This window comes from Brevibacillus borstelensis, assembly GCF_036700025.1.
Classification (GTDB): domain Bacteria; phylum Bacillota; class Bacilli; order Brevibacillales; family Brevibacillaceae; genus Brevibacillus; species Brevibacillus borstelensis.
Genome location: NZ_CP144922.1, coordinates 3,889,217 through 3,909,364, shown reverse-complemented (window position 1 = coordinate 3,909,364; position 20,148 = coordinate 3,889,217). Strand labels below are relative to the sequence as shown.

19 protein-coding genes and 1 pseudogene are annotated in these 20,148 nt (G+C 45.7%); 12 read left to right on the top strand and 8 right to left on the bottom strand.

Going from position 1 to position 20,148, the window contains the following annotated elements; translation table 11 throughout:
* From istA (V5G20_RS18865) to V5G20_RS18855, 3 genes are all read right to left on the bottom strand, one after another.
* Positions 1 to 1,488, bottom strand: coding sequence for an IS21 family transposase (gene istA, locus V5G20_RS18865; RefSeq protein WP_227278712.1), 1,488 nt, complete (start codon positions 1,486 to 1,488; stop codon positions 1 to 3).
* A 476-nt stretch (positions 1,489 to 1,964) separates the two neighbouring features.
* The gene (locus tag V5G20_RS18860) at positions 1,965 to 2,360 is read right to left on the bottom strand and encodes a hypothetical protein (RefSeq protein ID WP_122959056.1); all 396 of its coding nucleotides are present in this window, start codon (positions 2,358 to 2,360) and stop codon (positions 1,965 to 1,967) included.
* 187 nt (positions 2,361 to 2,547) lie between these two features.
* Positions 2,548 to 4,023 carry an IS110 family transposase gene (locus V5G20_RS18855; RefSeq protein WP_122959062.1) on the bottom strand — a complete coding sequence of 492 codons (1,476 nt, stop codon included), beginning with the start codon at positions 4,021 to 4,023 and terminating at the stop codon, positions 2,548 to 2,550.
* Positions 4,024 to 4,904: 881 nt separating this feature from the next.
* Between V5G20_RS18855 and V5G20_RS18850 the strand changes: the two genes are divergently transcribed.
* The 4 genes from V5G20_RS18850 to V5G20_RS18835 all read left to right on the top strand — a co-directional run bounded on the left by V5G20_RS18850 (position 4,905) and on the right by V5G20_RS18835 (position 7,508).
* Complete coding sequence (locus tag V5G20_RS18850) at positions 4,905 to 5,090, top strand: hypothetical protein (protein WP_003387511.1); 186 nt, start codon at positions 4,905 to 4,907, stop codon at positions 5,088 to 5,090.
* Positions 5,091 to 5,156: 66 nt separating this feature from the next.
* A complete protein-coding gene (locus tag V5G20_RS18845) occupies positions 5,157 to 5,477 on the top strand; it encodes a YopX family protein (protein ID WP_003387510.1) in 321 nt (106 codons plus the stop codon).
* 798 nt (positions 5,478 to 6,275) lie between these two features.
* Positions 6,276 to 6,845 (top strand): C39 family peptidase, encoded by a 570-nt coding sequence (locus tag V5G20_RS18840; RefSeq protein ID WP_003390867.1) that lies wholly within the window; start codon positions 6,276 to 6,278, stop codon positions 6,843 to 6,845.
* A 15-nt stretch (positions 6,846 to 6,860) separates the two neighbouring features.
* Positions 6,861 to 7,508: a hypothetical protein gene (locus V5G20_RS18835; RefSeq protein WP_003390865.1), complete on the top strand. Its 648-nt coding sequence runs from the start codon at positions 6,861 to 6,863 to the stop codon at positions 7,506 to 7,508.
* Between the two features lie 107 nt (positions 7,509 to 7,615).
* Here the strand turns inward: V5G20_RS18835 and istB are convergent, their stop codons facing one another.
* The 3 genes from istB to V5G20_RS18820 form a co-directional block, all read right to left on the bottom strand.
* Positions 7,616 to 8,344 (bottom strand): IS21-like element helper ATPase IstB, encoded by a 729-nt coding sequence (istB, locus tag V5G20_RS18830; protein WP_122906949.1) that lies wholly within the window; start codon positions 8,342 to 8,344, stop codon positions 7,616 to 7,618.
* On the bottom strand, positions 8,341 to 9,843 hold the full coding sequence (gene istA / locus V5G20_RS18825) for an IS21 family transposase (protein ID WP_122906950.1): 1,503 nt from the start codon (positions 9,841 to 9,843) through the stop codon (positions 8,341 to 8,343). Before istA (V5G20_RS18825) ends, istB begins: the two co-directional genes overlap by 4 nt.
* A gap of 248 nt (positions 9,844 to 10,091) precedes the next feature.
* A protein-coding gene (locus V5G20_RS18820; protein ID WP_122958896.1) for an IS1182 family transposase occupies positions 10,092 to 11,422 on the bottom strand; the annotation gives its coding sequence in 2 pieces (ribosomal slippage) (positions 10,092 to 10,882 and positions 10,882 to 11,422; 1,332 coding nt in all).
* Between the two features lie 306 nt (positions 11,423 to 11,728).
* Here V5G20_RS18820 and V5G20_RS18815 point away from each other — a divergent pair.
* The 7 genes and pseudogenes from V5G20_RS18815 (at position 11,729) to V5G20_RS18785 (ending at position 18,393) form a co-directional block, all read left to right on the top strand.
* Complete coding sequence (locus V5G20_RS18815; protein ID WP_003390863.1) at positions 11,729 to 12,172, top strand: hypothetical protein; 444 nt, start codon at positions 11,729 to 11,731, stop codon at positions 12,170 to 12,172.
* 221 nt (positions 12,173 to 12,393) lie between these two features.
* A complete protein-coding gene (locus V5G20_RS18810) occupies positions 12,394 to 12,705 on the top strand; it encodes a ParB N-terminal domain-containing protein (RefSeq protein ID WP_003390861.1) in 312 nt (103 codons plus the stop codon).
* Positions 12,706 to 12,888: 183 nt separating this feature from the next.
* Positions 12,889 to 14,388: a recombinase family protein gene (locus tag V5G20_RS18805; RefSeq protein WP_003390858.1), complete on the top strand. Its 1,500-nt coding sequence runs from the start codon at positions 12,889 to 12,891 to the stop codon at positions 14,386 to 14,388.
* A 15-nt stretch (positions 14,389 to 14,403) separates the two neighbouring features.
* Positions 14,404 to 14,787, top strand: a pseudogene (locus V5G20_RS18800) (sigma-70 family RNA polymerase sigma factor); the annotation flags it as partial.
* 186 nt (positions 14,788 to 14,973) lie between these two features.
* Complete coding sequence (locus V5G20_RS18795) at positions 14,974 to 15,429, top strand: YhcN/YlaJ family sporulation lipoprotein (protein WP_003390853.1); 456 nt, start codon at positions 14,974 to 14,976, stop codon at positions 15,427 to 15,429.
* A gap of 1,115 nt (positions 15,430 to 16,544) precedes the next feature.
* Positions 16,545 to 17,039: a cation:proton antiporter regulatory subunit gene (locus V5G20_RS18790; RefSeq protein ID WP_003390849.1), complete on the top strand. Its 495-nt coding sequence runs from the start codon at positions 16,545 to 16,547 to the stop codon at positions 17,037 to 17,039.
* 133 nt (positions 17,040 to 17,172) lie between these two features.
* Positions 17,173 to 18,393 (top strand): cation:proton antiporter, encoded by a 1,221-nt coding sequence (locus V5G20_RS18785; RefSeq protein WP_003390846.1) that lies wholly within the window; start codon positions 17,173 to 17,175, stop codon positions 18,391 to 18,393.
* Positions 18,394 to 18,473: 80 nt separating this feature from the next.
* Here the strand turns inward: V5G20_RS18785 and V5G20_RS18780 are convergent, their stop codons facing one another.
* Both V5G20_RS18780 and V5G20_RS18775 read right to left on the bottom strand, forming a co-directional pair.
* Positions 18,474 to 18,962: a cation:proton antiporter regulatory subunit gene (locus tag V5G20_RS18780; RefSeq protein WP_003390843.1), complete on the bottom strand. Its 489-nt coding sequence runs from the start codon at positions 18,960 to 18,962 to the stop codon at positions 18,474 to 18,476.
* 153 nt (positions 18,963 to 19,115) lie between these two features.
* The gene (locus V5G20_RS18775) at positions 19,116 to 19,700 is read right to left on the bottom strand and encodes a TIGR00730 family Rossman fold protein (RefSeq protein WP_003390842.1); all 585 of its coding nucleotides are present in this window, start codon (positions 19,698 to 19,700) and stop codon (positions 19,116 to 19,118) included.
* Between the two features lie 92 nt (positions 19,701 to 19,792).
* On the opposite strand from V5G20_RS18775, the gene V5G20_RS18770 reads away from it, so the two are divergent.
* Complete coding sequence (locus V5G20_RS18770; protein WP_003390838.1) at positions 19,793 to 20,125, top strand: MazG nucleotide pyrophosphohydrolase domain-containing protein; 333 nt, start codon at positions 19,793 to 19,795, stop codon at positions 20,123 to 20,125.
* Positions 20,126 to 20,148: the final 23 nt, after the last annotated feature.

Genomic DNA, 20,148 nt, shown 5'->3' with positions numbered 1-20,148 from the left:
TCAGCTCACCCCCACAAGTTGATCATAGCGTTGGAGAGAACCTTCTACGCGAGTTCCCGGAGGGGACAACGTCTCCTCCCACGTGACAGGGAGGTCACGACTGCCATATTTTACGCCTAGCACGGCCGTGATGCGCGTAATCGGTGTGTCTTGGCCTAGTAGAGCAATTACCTCTTGAATCTGTTCGATGGTGTAAATATCACACCAGTGCGACATTGCCTGAAGACGATCTTTTCGCTCTGTTAGATCCTTCACGGTTACATACCCTTGCAAGATCTCCGGTAGCATACGGAGAAACTGCGAGTGCGTTACACTACGTGGTTTTTTCAGCCATCCAGCGCATACTTGTGACCACGGAATGTCTACATTTCGTCCCGTATAAGGTCTGGGTACTTCCCGAATTAGCTGGTGTTGGCCGTTTAGAATGACAAGGCGATCCCAAAACGTTTGGATCAGTACCTCACTGCCTGGCGTTGCCATCCCCAGCAACGGAACCGTCAATTCATCCTTCCGAATCTCTCCATACTTATTCACCACTGCAGCACCCAAGCGAAAAGCCTCAAATCCATGCTCCGGCAAGGTAAGCAATTTACGGCGATCATCCTCCCATAGATCTGCGATGCAACGATTTAGGGCATAATGCTGACGACCACGATCACGGCTAGCTTGCTCGGCGAAGTAGGCAACTAACTGTTCATGGCTTTCATAGATGGGAATCGGCACTGCCCAATTGCGCTTGGAGTACCCGCATTTGTTCTCCACGTGCCCCTTCTCATGACCACTGTATGGGTTGCAAAAGACAGCTTCAAACCGGTAGTGAGCGCAGAATCGCTGGAAGCCATCCGTTAATTGCCGTTCGCCCTGCTTCTCGATATGAACGACGGCAGCGGAGAGATTGTCAAACCAGATTCGCTGAGGAACACCTCCCATTTGTTCAAAGCACAGCTTCATCGCCTCCAAAAAGCATTCCTGATTCTCCGCTGGTGTCGGATAGACGAAAGCGGCATTGCTGTACGGAAAAGACATTACCAGCAGTTTGTATGTGACCAATCGATGATCTCGGCATACCTCAATGGTTGTAAAGTCCACTTGTGCCTCACCCGGTGGATGTTCAAGCCGTTCGTACGTTTTGGCACGGTCCAGTTCCATTTCACTTTTTCGTCTCTGCACATAGGCCAATACTGTACGTTGTCCACCTGTAAACTGATGCTCATCGCGCAAACGTTGGAAAATGCGCACACCTGTGTGTCGCTGCTTACGGGGGACCAAACGGTCCTCCTCTAACCAGGTATCGACGATCTCCATAAATGGACCCATGACAGGACTTCTGCCCTTTCGTTTTGTCATCGAGGCATTCCAATCGGTTTTATCGGCATATTTTTTGGCAGTCCGCCAGTGAACACCTACGCGTCCTGCAATCTCGTTTACCGAGCATCCTTCTACTTCGCGTAAAAACCTGATATAGTGTTGTTGAGGCATTTTCAGCATCCTTTCCATTCTCCTTCGCTAAGTTGTCCCAAACCTAACGGTAGGAGGAATTATTGATGCTGACAAGTGCCTTTTTTGTATTTGTTTTGAGCATTTTTACGCTGCAATATTAGGCATTTCTATTGTGCAATAAACAGCTCGCTGGTCGAGGTTCCGCGAAGCGGGAGAAGTACCTTGAGCGACTACTACGCTCCGCGCTTGGCGGACATGAACCCGAATGAGGAGGGACAGCAGCATGCGAACTGAAGCACTAAATGGTCTGAAAAAAGGCGATATAGTCGAGCACGCAAATCAAATTGCCATCGGAGCAAGTGGAAGCACTTGAATCATGGAATTGTCGATGATATCTCGTTATCGGGAAAGTCGGTGTATGTTCGATGATTTGGGGAAGATGGGAAGTCATTTCACTGGGCGAAATACGATCATTGTCTAATTGTTAAGCGTGGATTGAAAGGCTGATTTAAAAAAATCGGTAATTAAAGAAAGCTTGTTGTTATGTTAATGGAGGAGTTAGACAATGTTTGATCACCAAGTGCTTGTACGTGGATATGATCATGAAGAACGCGATTTCCAAACTTCCATGTCAATGTCCATCCATCACTTCCGTCCTTGTCATAACCGATTAGTTCTCTTTGACCCCATGTTTGGGTACCGGTTGGGATCAACCAGAACAGCACTGTTTCAGTATTGTTGGCTTTAACAAAAATGGTCATCTCATCAACGCCTTTTGGCACTCTCCACCAGTTACCTATCTTAGGTAAATCAGTTGAGACGTGTAATATTTCAGCATGCTTTTGAAATGTAACTATTTGGTCAGGTGCAACTTTATTGGGGAAAATGAGTGCCAGGATAATACTGCTCAGAACTAACATGAACGATCACCTCGAAAAAAGTTTCCCCAACCATGATATTTAACAAAATGTAGCGTAGTGCTTAACAGAAAAAAACCGTAAGGTCTTTTATAACAAATTGCTTCATTTTCCGATAAAAACGCGCTATTTTGGCAGAATTAAAGCATTGAGACAGTGAATGGAAATGAAGAATAGCACATAGGTTGCACTATTCTTCATCAATCTCAATGTCGACTGATTCATCTGAGATTCCGGCAAGCATTTTAGCTTCAGTTTCAAATGGCTCTATATCGATATCTAAAGACTTTTCCTTATACTGCTCATTCCATGGAACACCACAGGCTGCTGCGTGTCTTTTGGGATCGTAGGGGACACCTGTTTTCAGAACACTGTAGATAATCTTTGCAACTTTTCCAGACATATGTCCTATAGCTTTCATTTTTGGCATTTGACGTGCCAATAGGCGCTCGTAATATGCCGCAAACACATTAGGACCACCTCTTTGGGCAATAAGTATTAGAGCCATCTGAAACATGACCCTGCGTGTATCGCGAACACCACTGAACGTCTGGCGAGTGCCTTTTACAGAAGTCCCAGACTGCTTATTTTCGGCAGATACACCAAGGTATTTTTTAAATTCTTTATAGGTACTAAACCGATGAATGTCACCTATTACAGCAATGAGAGTACAAGCCCAATTATCACTCATGACAGGTAAAGAAAAGAGCAAATTGGTATATGGGTGTGGGGGAGTTCCTTTTTCAGCATTACCATGTAATAACTCATGGATGCTTGCGTCAATACTGCTTAAACTTTCTTCAATGCGCAAGGCTTCTTGGATAAGCCAACTTTGTCGATCGACAACATGGACCAATGGCAGAGCAACGGTGTTAGGTAAAACATGAGCTAATTCGCTGGCTGCCTTCTTTGCAATAGCTTTAGCACCGCATTTGGTTATTGCTTCTCGAAGTTCAATCTCGGAGAGACCCTTCATATCCAAAGCAGTTGGATACATTAACGCTAGGCGTAACACAGAAGGGCTTGAAAGCTTCTTAAATGCTCTTTTAAGGTCAGGGTGAGTGATTTGAAATAACTGTTGCACCTGGTTTTTCCTGCGTGTCAGGGTAGTGGTAAGTAACCAGCGATCACGCATGAGAGTACGGACGATAGACTGTGACATTGAGGCTGGACTCGCTAGTCGTACAGCTTTCATATCGGGGTGGAGCGATTTATGCCATCCCATATAGGCCATCGTTCTAGCATCAATAGCATCGGATTTCTCTTGAATACCAAGAGTCTCTTCCCGAAATTTTTTAACAGAGGCATTTTCAACCATATGAAGTGAGTAACCAGCTTTTAATAATACCTGTTGAAGAAGAAAGGAATAATGCCCACCTGTCGGCTCCATTAATACGAAAAAGTCGATTGGTTTTAATCCTAGATGCTCCTGTACATCTTGAAGGGCCTTCAAGAAATCAGAGATACCCAAACTATCGGCATCGAATTTCATTGTTTTGGCCCTTTTCCATTTTCCATCACGAAACTGTTCGGGAGTAATGCAGGTAGCCACATGAAAATCAGCTCCAATATCGACACCAACGTATATTGGATAAAAGAGTCTTACGAATTCTTTTTGCCCATCGGTTTGAGTGACACTAAAAGTCATTAACTGATCTTCCTTCATAAGTTATGTTCTCCTTTTATTAAGCAATATGTAATACACCTGACTATCCAAGTTACTGTGAGAGCTTCATTTGCCCAATGTAGCATGTCAGGATTATAGCGCCAGGTGATCTGTACCCAAATTGTCTCAAGAGGTCTAACGCAAGTTAGCCCCAAACGTTGAAGGGTTTCAATTGCTTTACTTTATATGGAGTACAATTTTCCGTTATATAGACTTTAAAAAACTTATACGTTACCTCTGAGAAAATTCCTGCTCTGGTTTAGTTAATTTTGGAAAACAAAAAAACCCGCCAAAGGACGGGTTAAACGCTGACATGGGTGCAGTGCCAATACACGTGGAGTGCCCCAGTGTTATATCAGAGGTCTGAAATCTATCAGCCCCAATCCTAATATGGTAGGTAAAACCATGAAAGGTCACTGCACAATATATATGATTCGCTAGTGAGCGAGTGTACTCCTGCAAGACCAATGTTCCCAAATAGTTAGTAGAGCTCTATCCATCAGGAGTGCCCACATTGTGTTCAGGAATACATTGGCAACGTAAAAGATTCGTTAGGAAATAGAGTTATTCCTGCAAAGGCCGATGTTCCCAAACATTACGCAGAGCTACAACCGAGGATGTGCCCACGTTTTGTTCAGAGATACATCGGTATCATTTAGTTTAATTCTGTGGAAAAGATATGAAAAGATTTTCTCGGTAGATTGCTTCGCAATCTACCTGCGACACCTCCCGTGTGGGCTACGCCCTCCAAAATACCCGCCTAAAAGGAGTGTCTGCACAATGAATTAAAGACTTACGCGTAAAAGCATGTAGTCCTTTGATCAAAGAACAAAACTAATCAAAACACTACAGTAACATTACTTGTGGAAAGAGGTGGAGAAATGTCCAAGCTGATCGGCATTATTAAAAGTGGCTCTGGTACGGTTCACGCGGTTACGGACAAAAGATCGCCAAAAGCGTTGTGCGGTTATAGGCACGGAATGAAAGGGAACTTTGCTTGGTCGGGTAGGTCACGGGTAACGTGCGAAAAATGCAAAGTGAAAATTCCAGAAGACGTGATCGAATAACAGGAGGGGAACGGGATGCAAGGACGTGAGATCAAGTTACGGATATAGGATAAAATTAACAATCTCATGCTGCAGTGGAAGCATCTGGTGAATGCTCCTGATCTGTCAGAGTTTCTGATCCACAACGTAGAAGATGGTCATTATTCGACCTTGATGCAATTCACCGGCTTGTGCGACAAGAACGGCAAGGAGATTTATGAGGGAGATGTATGTCTGCTGTTCAACAAAGGTAGCGATCTGTTTGGGGAAGAGCCGGTGGTTGTTGAATGGATCGGCGAAGATGAAACTGGATACGGGATTGGTTGGGGGGTATTCCCGAGTATGTTTGAATACGTAGTCATCGGCAACATCTATGAAAACCCGGAGCTGCTGGAGGTGGGGAAGTGATGGAACGAGATGCAGAAAAGGACCTACAGATGTGTGACCTAGCTACTCCAGGGCCGTGGTTTAGAAACGGGGAAAAATGGTGCTCAGAAGTCACAACAGACTTAAATTCAGGGGCAGAGAGTTGGGGTTGCCAACTGTGGTATAGAGACGATTCTAGTATGGTACAACTGGCTTAACAACGCCGAGTCGCTGTTCAAAATAAACAAGAGCAAGCGGAAGAGGGAATTGATCAACTCTTTCCACGGCTATAGCATTCAGAGACAAAAAACGAATTGAAAGCAAGGCAGATCGAGCGGGCTTTACAGTATTCACTGGATGAAACAGAAAGAAAAATCATTAAAGAAAAGTACCTAGTCCGGTCAGAGTAAATGACATCAACGTATACCTGGACTTAGGGCTGACAAAGGATCAGTATTACATTAAAAAGAATGAAGCAATATTTCAAATCGCGACGGCACTCCGCATCATTTGAGTGCCGTTTCTTATTTTCCCGACAAAAACCCGACAAAAAGCAGGACAAAATAGGGACAAAAAAATCATGGACGTTTTTTCCATACGGGATCGGTAACCTTGAATTAAGAGCAAGGAACCAGAGCTAAATGCGAGAGACGGCTCCTGCCCCTCGCCCCCTGTCCAGTATCACTCATCTTTTTGAAGTAAAAGTTAGATTATTGAAAGAAGTGAAATTCCAATTATATGAATTGTTTCTAGAAATAGGTTGACATTAATTCAAAAATATGGTAATTTTCATTATAATGTGGACAGTACACAATAATATTTGTTGTAGGAGGACTTGCTGTGTATAAAAAAAGCATGAAAAAATTTTTTGTACTAGGGGTTGCAGCAGTTTCTTTGTCAATTTTGGCAACTGTAAGTAGTCCATCACACGCTGCTTCAACAACTGTAACTTTAGGAGTAAAAAAAGTCACTCAAGCAGCAGAGTTATGGTGCTGGGCAGCATCTTCAGTATCTGTATTAGATTATTTTGGTATTAAAGTTACTCAATCCGATTTTGTTGAATATGTAAAAGGTGAGGTTTCGAATAAATCGGGAAATATTAGTGAAGTCATGGATGGACTCGATCATTATGGGCTTCAAAGTTATCGAGAGAATAACTCATTAACTTTTAAGGAGACGGTAAGGGAAATAAACAATGATATACCTGTATTAGCACGCATAAAATGGAAAACGGGAAATACAGCTATTGGTCATATGGTTGTTATTGATGGCTACACAAACAGCTCAACTAAATATCTAAGGTATATGGATCCTGATAAAGGTGAATATTCTATTATGACTTATGACAGATTTGTAGATAGCTCGGGTCAAGAGTGGACCCATACCATATATGGATTCGAGGAAAATTAATTGAGGAGGTAAAACATGAAGAAGATTACATTTGCGGTTTTGGGAATAGCAACTCTTGCTGTAATGTTTTCGTTTTCTGCTGTCGGGGCAATTAATGAAGGGAAAAAGGATGCCTTTAATGCATATAAAAAATTCGAGTCAGCAGGCAATAATAAAACTAAAACACCCCAAAAAAATAATGTGAACGAATCTCATTTGTCTGATTATTCAATCGACAGTGCTCATTTACCTGATTCAGAAGCAATAAAATCTTTTAAAGGCTCTAGTATTACTGATTTACTAGTACCTTCAGATGAAAAACTGTGGTTTATTATGGAGGGAGATAAAGCTAAAGGCATAGTTATAGCAACGGATACTGAGCCAATTCAAGCAGGTCTCGAAAAAACAGGGCCGGAATTGTATGAAATGTACAAGGATATCATTCAGGAGTATGGTAAAGATGTTCAAGTGAAATATTTGGACTACGCAGGTGGTTTTATTTTTGTAGCGGTTGATCCAAATGGAAATGAAGGTATATGGCTCGAAGAACGAGCAGCGAAGCTACTTGATCTTAGTCCCGGAACCAAGTACAGTTCTGAACAAGTTCTTGAAAGTATCAACGATGGGCTAAACTCTAGCGACGAGGATGTCTCTGACGATGACTCGCTAGGGGGAGGAAAATAAGAAAGAAAAGGGACAGCGATATGCTGTCCTCAGGCTGTTGTTTTTCGCAAGTCAAAAATACAGAGAATCGCTGCGGATTTGTGCATAGGCACGGCCAACGCTGAAGATTATGACGATCTCACTCCGGATAGCGCATTTCGTAGCCGGTAGCTCTCGCCGGTGAAAGCCAGGACGTGTGCGTGGTGAACGAGTCGGTCCACGAGCGCTGCTGTCAGTCTGGCATCTCCAAACACCGTGTTCCACTGGCCAAACTCAAGGTTAGAGGTGACAATCACACTCCTTTGCTCATAGCATTCGGAGATGACGTTAAACAGTAGTTCAGCTCCGTCTTTGTGAAAGGGCACAAACCCCATTTCGTCGAGGATGAGTAACTCAGCCTTCTGCAACTCCCGCTGAAAACGGCTAAGCGTCCCGGATTGGTACTTGTCCTGTAACGCGGCCACAAGGTCATGCACCCGAAAGAATCGTACCTCGTACCCTCGTCGGCAAGCCTCCACGCCTAGTGCCGTTGCCAGGTGGGTCTTGCCTGTTCCCACTTTGCCCAGCATCATCACGTTCTCTTTCCGCTCGAGAAATGCCAGATCCGTTAGGAGCTCACGACTGCAATGCGCTGGGAAGGTGACTGCTCCGAAATCATAATCCTCTAGTGTCTTCATCTGTGGAAACCGGGCTTTCTTCATGAGTCTGCGAATCCTGGATATCTCTCGGCCCCGCAGTTCCACTTGGAGGACTTCAAGCAGGTATTGCGAGCGGTCATTGAACGCAATCGCCTCGTACGCTTCCATCACATACCCCAAGTGGAGGTTCTTGCATGCAGTAACCAATTCGTGTTTCATGCTCTGCTCACCCCCAGAATGGCGTCATATTGCCTGAGGTCCGGTGTGTGCCCGTGAATCTCCATCGGTGTATGAGCCTCCGCAAACGGCTTAGGGTGAAACTCAGGATGTTTCATCGCATATAGCGCATGCTCAAGGACTGTGTCAGGATCGAAATGCCCAGCCAGTGTATCGAGTGCAGCACCCATGTCGGACATCTGGTGTGTATCTAACAATCGACGAATCAGAGCCACACGAGATTTCCTCAGATCGATATCCTCCACTTGCACGAATCTGCGGACGGAAGCAGGCATGAACCTCGCCAGATCGGAGTACATCACCATCCTTGGCTTTCTCAGGTAACCCTCAAACACATCTGTCCACTCAATCGGGATTGCCTTTTCCGTGTACGGGCGAGGCAACGTCCCCAGGTGTCGGTACTCTCCGTCGCCCGACAAAACCTCGATCTCGTCCCATTTCACCTTGAGCAATACGGGATCTAGCGCACGGCACTGCGGTAGTGGATATGTGGTTGTTTCAAACCGGAGTTCCCTATATTTGTTCAAGCGGGCCGGTTCAAGCCTGAAAACCTCAAACGCAACGGTTGGCATAGCCAAAAGCTTCTTCCGTTCTTGCTCCCACAAGTCGACGATACGCTCTTTCTTGGCATAGTGTGGACGATCCATGTCTGCCTCTGCTGCCTGGGCCAAGTATGTCTCAAGGTCAGCATCCGTTTCGCAAATCGGTGGTGGTACGAGCCAATTACGCCGACTGTACCCCACCTTGTTCTCCACATGCCCCTTTTCGTGACCACGATAGGGATTACAGAATTCTGGGTCGAACCGGTAGTGGGTAGCAAACCGCAGGAACTGATCGGTGCATGACCGCTTTCCATCACGGCCAATCGAGACCACCGCCGCCGACAAGTTGTCGAACCAGATTTTCCTCGGAACGCCTCCCATCCGTTCAAAGATGCGCTTCATTGCCTCCAGAAAACACTCTGTGTTCTCCTTTCGAACCGGAAAGGCGAAGGCCGCATTGCTAAACGGGAAGGACATAATCAGCACTTTGCGCTCCACGAGTTGACCTGGTTGCCCAACATAGGCTGTACCAAAATCAACCTGTGCCTCGCCGCCGGGGTGTTCGAGTCGTTCATAGCTTTCGGCACGTTCCAGCTTGAGTTCTTTTCGGCGTTTGGCTACATATTCTTCAACAGTGCGTCGTCCGCCCTCAAACCTGTATTCATCACGCAGACGATCAAAGATTCGCTTCGCGGTATAACGCTGTTTGCGGGGCAACGCCTGCTCCTCCGTTAACCAAGTATCAATGATGTCAAGATACGGACCGAGAACGGGATATCGTCTCTTGCGCCGACAAACGGGTTCATTCCAATCGTCCTTTGTGGCGTATTTCTTGGCTGTCCTCCAATTGACTCCCATGGCTCTCGCAATCTCCGAGATTGAATAATCCTCATTCTCGTACAAAAATTTGATATACTGTTGCTGTGGCACTTTCAACATTCCTCTCACATCTCCCTGGTTCTTCTGGACAAAGACCAAGGTAGACTTAATAGAGTGATGTTGGCAAGTGCCTATTTATTTTTCCGCCTTGTAAAACGCAGGCTAGCTCTGCATTTTTACGCTGCGATTTTCTGTACTTTTATTATGCGATATACAGCTGTCGAGAAACCCCACAATATGTTGGAGTTTCTTCTTTCATAACAATAAAATTGAGCACGAAGTGCTGGAAGTCTTAGATAGCACCACACCTAACATGCCTTTGCAAGGTGGAGTGCTATCTTTTTTATATTTTGAACGGTTGCTGTCAGCAACGCTTGCTCTTGGACATTTTCACGTCCGCGCAACCTACAATAGCGAAGTCCATGCAGTTCTTTGGCATCTGCAAAACTTCGCTCTATCGTTTGGTATCTCAACCTGTATAGGTATTTTCCTGACTTACTTAAGCGGTTCTGTCGAACCCATTCTTTACTCTCTTCCCATACATGCCTGGTTATCACCTTTTGGTGATTTTTTGACCGTGTACACATAGTGAGCATCGGACATGCCTTACATATTTCTTTATTTGACTTATACATTCTGTATCCGTTACGGTCAGTTGTCGAATAAGCAAGCTCATGTTTTTGGGGGCAAATATAGACATTCTTTTCGGGATCATATTTAAACCGCCATTTGGCGATAAGGCCTTTAACAGGTGAAAAAGCTCGATGGCCAATGACGGCAAAGATATTTAGATCGTGCAGAGCCTTGCAGATTGGAGTAGTTAAATAGCCAGCATCCAATGCAACGGCTTCAATGGTATCTGTAAACCCAAACTTCTCAATTTGGTGTTGTAGCCGATCTACATAAGGAACAGAATCATGAACGTTACCCGCAGTCACGTGTACATCAGTTATGATATTGTACTTATGATCGACTGTCCGATGATCGAGATAGAAAAAGCCTTCAGGCTTTCCGTCACGAACCATGTAACCACTGTCCGGATCAGTAGTACTCACCTTGATTTCCTTTTCTTCCTTCACATCCTCTCTAGGCTTCAATCCTTTTTTCCGTGTGCTTCACGGTCTTCATTAATGGCTGCTTCTAAATCACTAAGGTAGGCTCGACTAGATTTTTCAATAACATGCTTCTTAAATTTACGTTTGTTCGCATTTGCTTTCAGATGAGTGGAATCACTTATCAAAACACGTCCGCCAACCATGCGATGTTGGATAGCAAGGCGAACGATTTCATCAAAAATCTCTTGGAAAACATTTGTGTTTTTAAAACGAGTTCGACGATTCCAACTGATGGTAGTGTGGTCTGGAACTCGATCTGTTAGTGAAAGGCCAAGAAACCAGCGGTAAGCAATATTCGTCTGAATTTCCTTTTCGAGTTGTCTTTCTGACCGGATACCGTAAAGGTATCCAATGAAAATCATTTTAAATAAAACCACCGGATCAATGGCTGGTCTACCGTTATCTTCACAATAGTATTGGCGTACTTTTTCTCGGATGAAAGAGAAGTCTACATGCTTTTGAATAACTCGTAGCAAATGGTCCTCCGGGACCAACTCATCAAGGCATACAAATTCATATTGCATTTGTTGCTTTTTTTCATTAGAGGAAAGCACAATAATCACCCGCCAGTAAATGTAATTACAAGAATATTATAACACATTAACGCGGTGTCGTCATAAAATACAGGGAAATAAAAATGGCTGTCGACTTTCTCGACAGCCTGGGGACAGCGATATGCTGTCCTTTTTTATCATTGAAATTTAAATAAAGAAAGTAACAATTTCAAATTAGATTATACATTTCCGCACATCAATTGAAGCAATGGTTATGATCATGTAATGCGCCAGTTTGTTGACTCAGATACGTGAGAAATATTTTACACCGAGGAAGTGCTGCGGCGTTCGGATGAGATAGTAAAAGTATTTCGTCCAGTCGGCCGCAGCTCAAAATTCGTAAAGATCAAAGCCAGCCAGAAGGCAAAGCGACGGCTCAGGAAGCTGTCACTCGCCGAGGCTGGCTTTTTGTTGAAGATCACGCCGTATGCTAGTGAGGGAACCAATCTCCTTGAGGGCGATAACGAGCGCGGCCAGAGAGGTGTACCGCTTACGGTAAAGGACCTTGCCTGCATCGCAGACTGTTCCTATCCGACCGCCCGCAAGATCGTCCGGGCGTTCATCGCTGAGCGAATTCTTCGGCGCGTGGAGATCGACGGCAGGACAGCGCTTGCGATCAATCCACTTTATTCGTTCAACGGCAAGTCAGCTGAAACATCGCTCCTGCAACTCTTCAAATGGGAGATCACGGAAGCTGGGGAGGACCCGAATTCCGAATAGGGGGTCGCCAGAAGCAGACAGGCCTTAAAGCCTTGACGCTCTAAGCACAACCGTTGTTTTTTGCGGTGATACAAAACGTATACTTTTTCAGGTAAATAGTAGTCGTTTCGCATCACTCAAAAAGTTGCCACCAGCCCACCTGTATCAAGGCTTACAGCGATTTTGGCGCTGGCAATATTCTTTATTCTTATATCTATCGCCACTAAGAAGAGAAATCCAGCTTGGACTTACGAAAAATACCTGTTTCGATGATCAACCTGAACCCGTACAATCCAAGGATTGAACTGCAGCCGGGCGACCTGGAATATGAAAAACTGAAATACTCCATCGAAGAATTTGGGTATGTAGAACCGATCGTGTGGAATGAACGAACCGGGAATCTCGTTGGAGGTCATCAACAGTTCAAAATCCTTGTCCACGAGCAGGGAGCCACCGAGGTAGAGGTATCAATCAAACGCACCCCCGAATCCTTTGATTTCAATTGGCTCCGTCGCCGTTCCCTTCTCGATGTAAACCCGGACGCTCTTCGATAAAGCCTCTTTTATTTACTGGGGGCTTTTTTCTATATGACGACTTTTGACAAGCAGTATATGCATACCCTCTGATCAGGGAGGGATGAACGATGCATGTAAGAATCATACCCGGAAGTACGACTGACAAGGCTCGTTCTGACTGCTACCGATATCTGCTGAGAAAGTACAGAAAGGAGAAGCTGGATGGTCGGGATTTACGCGCGAGTAAGCACCGAGGAACAAGCAAAAAGCGGCTTCAGCCTTGATGACCAGATCAGGGAATGTCGGAAGAAGGCGGGAACGCTTGACGTTGTTGAGTATGTAGACGATATGTCAGGTGAATTTCTGGACCGTCCCGCCCTCACGAAATTACGACAAGATGTAAAAGATGGCGTTATAACAAAAATCATCTGCCTCGATCCAGACAGATTATCACGAAAACTCATGAACCAGCTGCTTATTACTGACGAATTCGATAAGCGTGGGATTGAGCTCGTTTTTGTAAACGGGGAATATGCCAAGACACCGGAGGGACAACTATTTTATAGCATGCGTGGAGCGATCGCGGAGTTTGAAAAAGCAAAAATAAATGAACGGATGAGCCGTGGCAGAAGAGAGAAGGCAAGGCAAGGTCGTGTCCTGCGTGATTTTCAGATATATGGATACAGCTATGACCCGGAAAAAGAACAAATGATTGTAAATGAAGGGGAAGCGGCAGTTGTCAGATTGATTTTTGACCTCTTTACGCAGCCAAACGAATTGGTACAAGGTATGAATGGGATTGCCAAGTATCTAACGGAAAAAGGCATTCCAACCAAACGCGGGGCCAGAGTGTGGCATCGCCAGGTTGTCCGTCAATTGCTGATGAACGAAGCGTATATCGGGAGGTTTTATCAGAATCGTTGGAATACGGAAGGCATGCTCGGAAACAAATTCCGGAATTCCGAAGAAAAAGTTCGGATGCGTCAACGTCCGCAAGAAGAGTGGATACAACTGAGCTGCCCTGCCATTATCGATGAAGTAAAGTTTGAGCATGCACAAAAGCTTTTGAAAGAGTCAAGAAGGCGTTGGGCGGGCAGGAGTCTAAATCAGTATTTGCTGAGTGGATTGCTTCGTTGCGGAGACTGCGGCAACACGATGACCGGCCGGAAATCTAAAAATTGGGGGAAGCATGTCTTCGAATACACCGATGTAAAAAACACCGCTGGTGCCCAAAATCATGGATGTGGCCGAAAAATTAAGTGTGAGGAACTGGATGAAGAAGTCTGGGAAACGGTTCGATCTTGGCTGGACAATCCAGATGAGATTGCTGCTGCCGTCGAAGAAAGAAGCGAGGCACCTTACGAATTGGCAGAGGTAGAACGGCTGCAAAAGGAGCTGGAGAAAACGAGGAATGGCCGAAAGCGGTTATTAAAACTGTTTTCTTCAGGCGAAGAGGACTTGGGCGAAGAGGAGATCCGTCAAGAGCTGCGTGATCTAAAAGCGAGGGAAGAAAGGCTGCTTCAACAGCTCACAGAACTCGAAGAGCAAGCCCAGCGTATGAAGGAAAGTGGCTACAACCGAGATTTACTCCAAGAAGCGGCAAAGTATTATCTGTCCAAAAAACCGGATGAACTTACATTTGAGGATAAGCGAGAACTCATTCGTCATGTAGTAAGAGAGATACGGGTATACGAAAATAACATCGAGCTCTACACCTTCTGATGCGCCACTATTGACATTAGAATCGAAATCCTCATGCATCTTCGCAGCCTGAAAAAAACCAAGAAAGATGTCTCTTTGCACGATCCGATCGGTACGGACAAAGAGGGCAACGAGATCACGCTGATCGACGTCCTGGGCACGGAAACAGACGAGGTCGTGGATGCTGTCCAGCTAAAGCTGGAGTCGAATAAGATTTACCAGCACATTCACATTCTCGATGAACGCGAAAAAGAAGTGATAATCGGCAGGTTTGGCCTGGATCAGGACAAAGAAAAAACGCAAAGGGAAATCGCACGCGAGCTTGGCATTTCCCGTTCTTACGTCTCCCGGATCGAAAAGCGGGCGCTGATGAAGCTGTTTAATGAGTTTTACCGGACAAAACAGGCACAGAATAGATAGCACTTACCGTGTGTCAGGTATGTGCTGTCATCCGCGAGAAGGACATTTTATGAAAGTGTCCTTCTCGCGTTTTTTGATTTCTATACAAATTCAGAACATCCGTACTGGCGACAGAACAAATTACATATCATAGAAAACCCATGTTAGGAAACGCTAAAGGTACGCTATTTAGTGGGAGGTTTTCTTTTGCGTACCATAGTACTAGTCGTGTCTCTGGTTCTTTTCGCCACAGGCTGCAATCCGCAAGCCAATCAAAATCAACAGGCAAAAACAAAATCCGCGGCAGAAGATCCTCTGTGCAAGCCGACGCCGGTTCGTTTCTTTGACAAGGAACAGAAAGCCAAGTCCATTACGGAACAAGTACATGGAATCGATAAAGCTGTCGCTGTTCACATCGACAAGGAGCTGGACGTCGCCATTGAAGTAAGCAACTTTAATCGCTTCCGATTGGAGTCGATCGAAAAAGAAGTCGGGGAGAAATTAAAAAAGGAGTTTCCCGATTCTGCGATCCATGTTACCTCAGACAAGAAGCTTATCGATGAATTGCAGAAACTGAGTGACACCCCATGGTCCAGTGAACAGGAGAAAGCCTGCAAGCAAAAGAAAAAGCTCAAGCAAATTGAGAAAGAGATGAAAGGGTAGAGAAAGCAATCATTTATCAGACAGCGCTCTCTTTTCACAGCGAAAAGGGCCGCTTTTTTTATGTTCTTTTCAATGATGATTTACCATAAAGTGGATTTTGAGCATTCCTTTTTAATAACGAGTGAGAGCGTTTTCAAGCTAAGCAGACAAGCATCTGATTTGACTTAATTGTTTCAAAATGATACCCTTTTTATGTATACATAATATAAGAAAATTATTATGCGTTTATTTGTTTTTTAATCCTGGATGATGAGAGCGAGGCAAACGTCGCAAGGACAGGGACACTGAACAAAAATCTGGAAAGGAGGTGCACGCATTGAATAGAAAAGCGAGTCGCAGGGGCATCCCGTTTTTCATTTTTAGCGTGCTAATCCTTATCGTCTTTGCATCCGCTCCCTTGTATAATGCAGACGCTCAGTCCATGGAAGAAGATTCTCCGCAAATTTCCGCGAATCCGTACGAAAAGCATTTCGTTCATTTCCGCAAGGCATCTCCGATCAAGTTTCAATATGCGCCTATCAGAGAAGCATTGTTGATCCTTGTGCTGCCGCTGCTTTTCCTTCGCGCTACTCCTATACCTCGGTTTACGTATCGGACTTTCATTCCCATTAAAATGAAAAGTCTCTTTCTGATGCCTATTAAATTCACCTCGACGTTTTTTCTCCCAAACACCTCCCGATAGCTCGACAGCTATGATTTTTTTAGCCTGTCTGGCACGGACCACACCATTGAATAAAAATTGTATAAAAATCCCTGAATCGTTCGAATAAAGGATGAAAATAAATTTTGCCAAGGTCGTTTAGTAAATAAATTCTCTCGATTGTGAAATAAATCACAATGTAGTTGACAGGAATGTTGTTGGCAAAAAGGAAGCGACTCCTATTTTTTGTTGTGGGCAACAATGAGGAACTTACTCGGCAGAACAAAACGATGATACAAGAACTTACTCGGAGGCAGAACACTGCGTTAGCCTGAATGGAAAAACGACGCGAAAGCGTGCACAGTCGGCTTTGTTGTTCACGAAAAACAGATAAGGGAGTTGCGACTGCCAAAATACTAAGTGTACAGATGGGATTTCTTTGTTATGGCCAAAAACGAACTTGGAGGTATTTTTCATGAATGTACGTGAAACTCATTTGCCGGGAATCGGGAAAAAATTTCAACTGGATACCCAAAGCGGAGATAAGCTTGTAGTTGTGATTCACGATAACGGAAGGCGCGAACTGTACCATTTTGACCAGGATGATCCTGAGAGCAGCGTCTCGATGGTGGCGCTCGATGACGAAGAGGCGCGACAGGTTGCCGGCATTATTGGCGGGATGGCGTATAAACCGAAGGCGCTCGAGTCGATTGACATCAGCCTTGACGATCTGGTGATCGAGTGGCACAAAATCGAAGCCAGCGCAAAGTGCATCGGGAAAAAGATCGGAGAACTGGAGATTCGCCAGAAAACGGGAGCCTCCATCATCGCTGTCGTAGAAAAAGACCATACGAAGCATATCAATCCAGGACCCGATTATGTCTTCACTGCCAACTCGACGCTCATCGTCGCAGGGGAGAGGCAGCATCTCAAAGCTTTAAAGGCGTATTTGCTCGGTGGACGCGATTAGCGTACTCCTTTTCCCAGTCTGGAAAGCAATCAAGAGAAATTCCATTTGCATGCATTCCACTGATTTTCGGATGCAAAAAAGATGGAAGCTGTGCATCAGCAACTCATGAAAAAGACTGAAAAAGGAGGAACATATGGATACCGTAATATTTGAGATAGGGCTTGCCCTTGCTTTAATTTCAATCGTCGGCTTGATCTCCACAAAGCTGCGCTTCTCGGTCATACCATTTTACATTTTGATAGGGATGGCGGTAGGACCGCACGCACCTCATTTTGGAATCCTTGATTTGCGATTTATTGAAAGCTCGGAGTTTATCGAGTTCATGGGCCGTCTTGGCGTGCTCTTCCTGTTGTTTTACCTGGGCCTGGAGTTTTCCGTAAGTCGCCTGATCAAGTCGGGAAAATCAATCCTCGTCGGCGGTATTTTTTACGTCGCGCTCAATTTTGTATCTGGCTTGCTGCTTGGATGGATGATGGACTTGCCGTTAAAGGAAACGCTGGTGGTCGCGGGAATCATGACCAGCTCTTCCACAGCGATCGTAGCCAAGGTTCTCGTTGATCTGAAACGGACAGCCAACCCGGAGACGGAGATTATCATGGGCATGATCATGTTTGACGATCTGTTCATCGCCGTACACATGTCCATATTGTCCGGCCTGGTCTTGAGCGGAGCTACCTCATTTACAGGTGTTTTGATGACTTCGTTATCGGCGCTGCTCTTCATTTTGTTCTTCCTGATCGCGGGAAGATACGTTATCAAGTATGTAGATCGCTTGTTCGACATCAAATCGACCGAACTGTTTCTCATCCTCGTGTTTACGGCTCTGTTCCTGGTGGCGGGTTTTTCCGAAACGCTGCACGTGGCAGAGGCGATCGGGGCGCTTTTGGTGGGGCTTGTGCTGGCGGATTCCAAGCATGTCAAGCGAATCGAGCATCTGGTTTTGCCGTTCCGGGATTTTTTCGGTGCGATCTTCTTCTTTGGCTTCGGGCTGACAATTGATCCGATGTCGCTTGGAGGAGCAGTGTGGATCACGATCGTGGCTGTTGTCCTCACGCTTGTGGCAAATATTTTCGCAGGCATGATGGGGGGACGCTCGGCAGGTATATCCAAGCGGGCTTCCTTCAATATCGGGTTTACGCTCGCATCACGCGGCGAGTTTTCCATTATCATGGCAAACATCGGGAAGGCAGGAGGCCTGGACCCGGTCGTTCAGTCCTTCGCTGTGCTGTATGTTCTGATCCTGGCTGTTCTGGGACCACTATTGACCAAAGAATCAAAAACCATCTACAACTTCTGGGAAAAAGTGTCGGGGAATTTCAGCAGGCGAAAACAGCAGGGCGATGGAACAGGTTGATCGTACCATTGGGTTGAAAAAAGCAAGGGGCAGGTATCTGTATGATCGATACCTGCCCCTTTTATTGTTCGTAAAAGAGCTTAGCCGTGTTGCAGCAATTCCTTCAGTTTTTTCAAATGATCCCGTTCGCCGGCCACAACGAGCTGCGTATCCGCCATGAATACGTGCTCGGGACCCGGGTTGATCTGTTTTTTCTTTTCCCGATCAATGACGGCGATAATCGTGACACCGGTCTTTTGCCGGACATCTACTTCTCCTATCGTTTTGCCGATGCATGCAGCCCCAGAAGGAATTTTGAACCATTCGATAACCAGATCGTTCAGGGAGAGATTCACGGTCTCCAGCGCTTTCGGCTTGTAGCTCATGCCGCCGAGAATTCCCGCTGCCTGCATGGCTTCATCGTCTTCAAGCGTAATGGTTGATGTGCACTCATCCGGATCACCGGCATCGAAGAAGTACAATTCTCTTCTGCCGCTGTCATGGATGACAACAACCAGCTTTTCTCCCATTCGGGTCTCCATTTGAAATTTACGTCCGATTCCTGGCAAATCGGATTCCCAAATGTTCAAAATGGCAACCTCCTTTTTTGTACGTAAGTTGCCCCTATTATACAGGAGGAAGGCCCAAGATGCTAGAAAGTCTGGGAACCGCTTGCAGGATTTTCCTGGCTGGGCTGGGCGAAACGGATTGTCTGTAGAAGCGTGTCAAATGCCCCTGTCTGATTATGACTGATCCGGTTCGTTCCATTTATTTGTCAGATTCGGACGCTTGTACGTAGCGAGCTTGTCAAGAAGTTTTACAGGCTCGCTGTCGACGATCAGCAATTCCTTATGGGTAGCAGGCATGAAGCCGGCTGCGACGGCAGTCTCGACGAGCTGAATCAGCGGGGAGTAGTAATCATCGACGTTCAAGACACCTACCGGCTTTTCATGAATGCCTATTTGTCCCCAGCAGAGCGCTTCGAACAGCTCCTCAAAGGTTCCATAGCCGCCGGGCAGGGCGATGAACGCATCAGAGAGCTCAGACATTTTTGCCTTACGCTCATGCATATTTTCCACTTGATAAAATTGGGTCAACCCGCTGTGGGCCATTTCTCCGCGGAACAACCCGCGAGGCATGACCCCGATCGCGGCTCCTCCGGCTTCCAGGACGGCGTTTGCTGTGCTTCCCATCAGACCCATGTTGGACCCGCCGTATACGAGCTCCAAACCCCGTTTGGCCAATTCCATTCCCAATTCCTTTGCCTTCTCGGTATAAACGGGTTTGGTGCCGGGATTGGAGCCAGCATAGACACAAATTCGTTTCATTGCTCTTCCTCCTTCGCTAAAGACGGCAGTTGACCGGACTTTTGCCAAGGTATAGTATACAGGTGAATCTTGGAAGAAGGAAGGATAGATCGATGAATCTGGATCATTTTCAAAAATGGGTCAATGATTTTTACGGAGAACGCGGCTGGACAAAGTACGGGCCCTTTATCCGGGTCGGTTTTTTAATGGAAGAAGTGGGCGAACTGGCACGTGCTGTACGGACGACGGAGATCGGAAGAGACCGGCCGGATGAAGGGGATCGTTCTGTTGAAGAAATTCGTGCCGAGCTGATCGAGGAGATGGGTGATGTACTGGGGAATCTGGTTCTGCTTGCCGAGCAGTACGGTGTGGGGCCAGAGGAGATCATGAAAGCGCATCAGGAAAAGCTGGTTAAGCGATTTGGCGAAATGGCTGAGAAAAAGTAGGCTGAAGACGGCAACAGAGGAAG

Excerpts from the sequence above, each read along its gene's own strand:
- istA (WP_227278712.1), bottom strand. The coding sequence starts at position 1,488 with ATGCTGAAAATGCCTCAACAACACTATATCAGGTTTTTACGCGAAGTA.
- V5G20_RS18860 (WP_122959056.1), bottom strand. The coding sequence starts at position 2,360 with ATGTTAGTTCTGAGCAGTATTATCCTGGCACTCATTTTCCCCAATAAA.
- V5G20_RS18855 (WP_122959062.1), bottom strand. The coding sequence starts at position 4,023 with ATGAAGGAAGATCAGTTAATGACTTTTAGTGTCACTCAAACCGATGGG.
- V5G20_RS18850 (WP_003387511.1), top strand. The coding sequence starts at position 4,905 with ATGTCCAAGCTGATCGGCATTATTAAAAGTGGCTCTGGTACGGTTCAC.
- V5G20_RS18845 (WP_003387510.1), top strand. The coding sequence starts at position 5,157 with ATGCTGCAGTGGAAGCATCTGGTGAATGCTCCTGATCTGTCAGAGTTT.
- V5G20_RS18835 (WP_003390865.1), top strand. The coding sequence starts at position 6,861 with ATGAAGAAGATTACATTTGCGGTTTTGGGAATAGCAACTCTTGCTGTA.
- istB (WP_122906949.1), bottom strand. The coding sequence starts at position 8,344 with ATGAAACACGAATTGGTTACTGCATGCAAGAACCTCCACTTGGGGTAT.
- istA (WP_122906950.1), bottom strand. The coding sequence starts at position 9,843 with ATGTTGAAAGTGCCACAGCAACAGTATATCAAATTTTTGTACGAGAAT.
- V5G20_RS18805 (WP_003390858.1), top strand. The coding sequence starts at position 12,889 with ATGGTCGGGATTTACGCGCGAGTAAGCACCGAGGAACAAGCAAAAAGC.
- V5G20_RS18790 (WP_003390849.1), top strand. The coding sequence starts at position 16,545 with ATGAATGTACGTGAAACTCATTTGCCGGGAATCGGGAAAAAATTTCAA.
- V5G20_RS18785 (WP_003390846.1), top strand. The coding sequence starts at position 17,173 with ATGGATACCGTAATATTTGAGATAGGGCTTGCCCTTGCTTTAATTTCA.
- V5G20_RS18775 (WP_003390842.1), bottom strand. The coding sequence starts at position 19,700 with ATGAAACGAATTTGTGTCTATGCTGGCTCCAATCCCGGCACCAAACCC.
- V5G20_RS18770 (WP_003390838.1), top strand. The coding sequence starts at position 19,793 with ATGAATCTGGATCATTTTCAAAAATGGGTCAATGATTTTTACGGAGAA.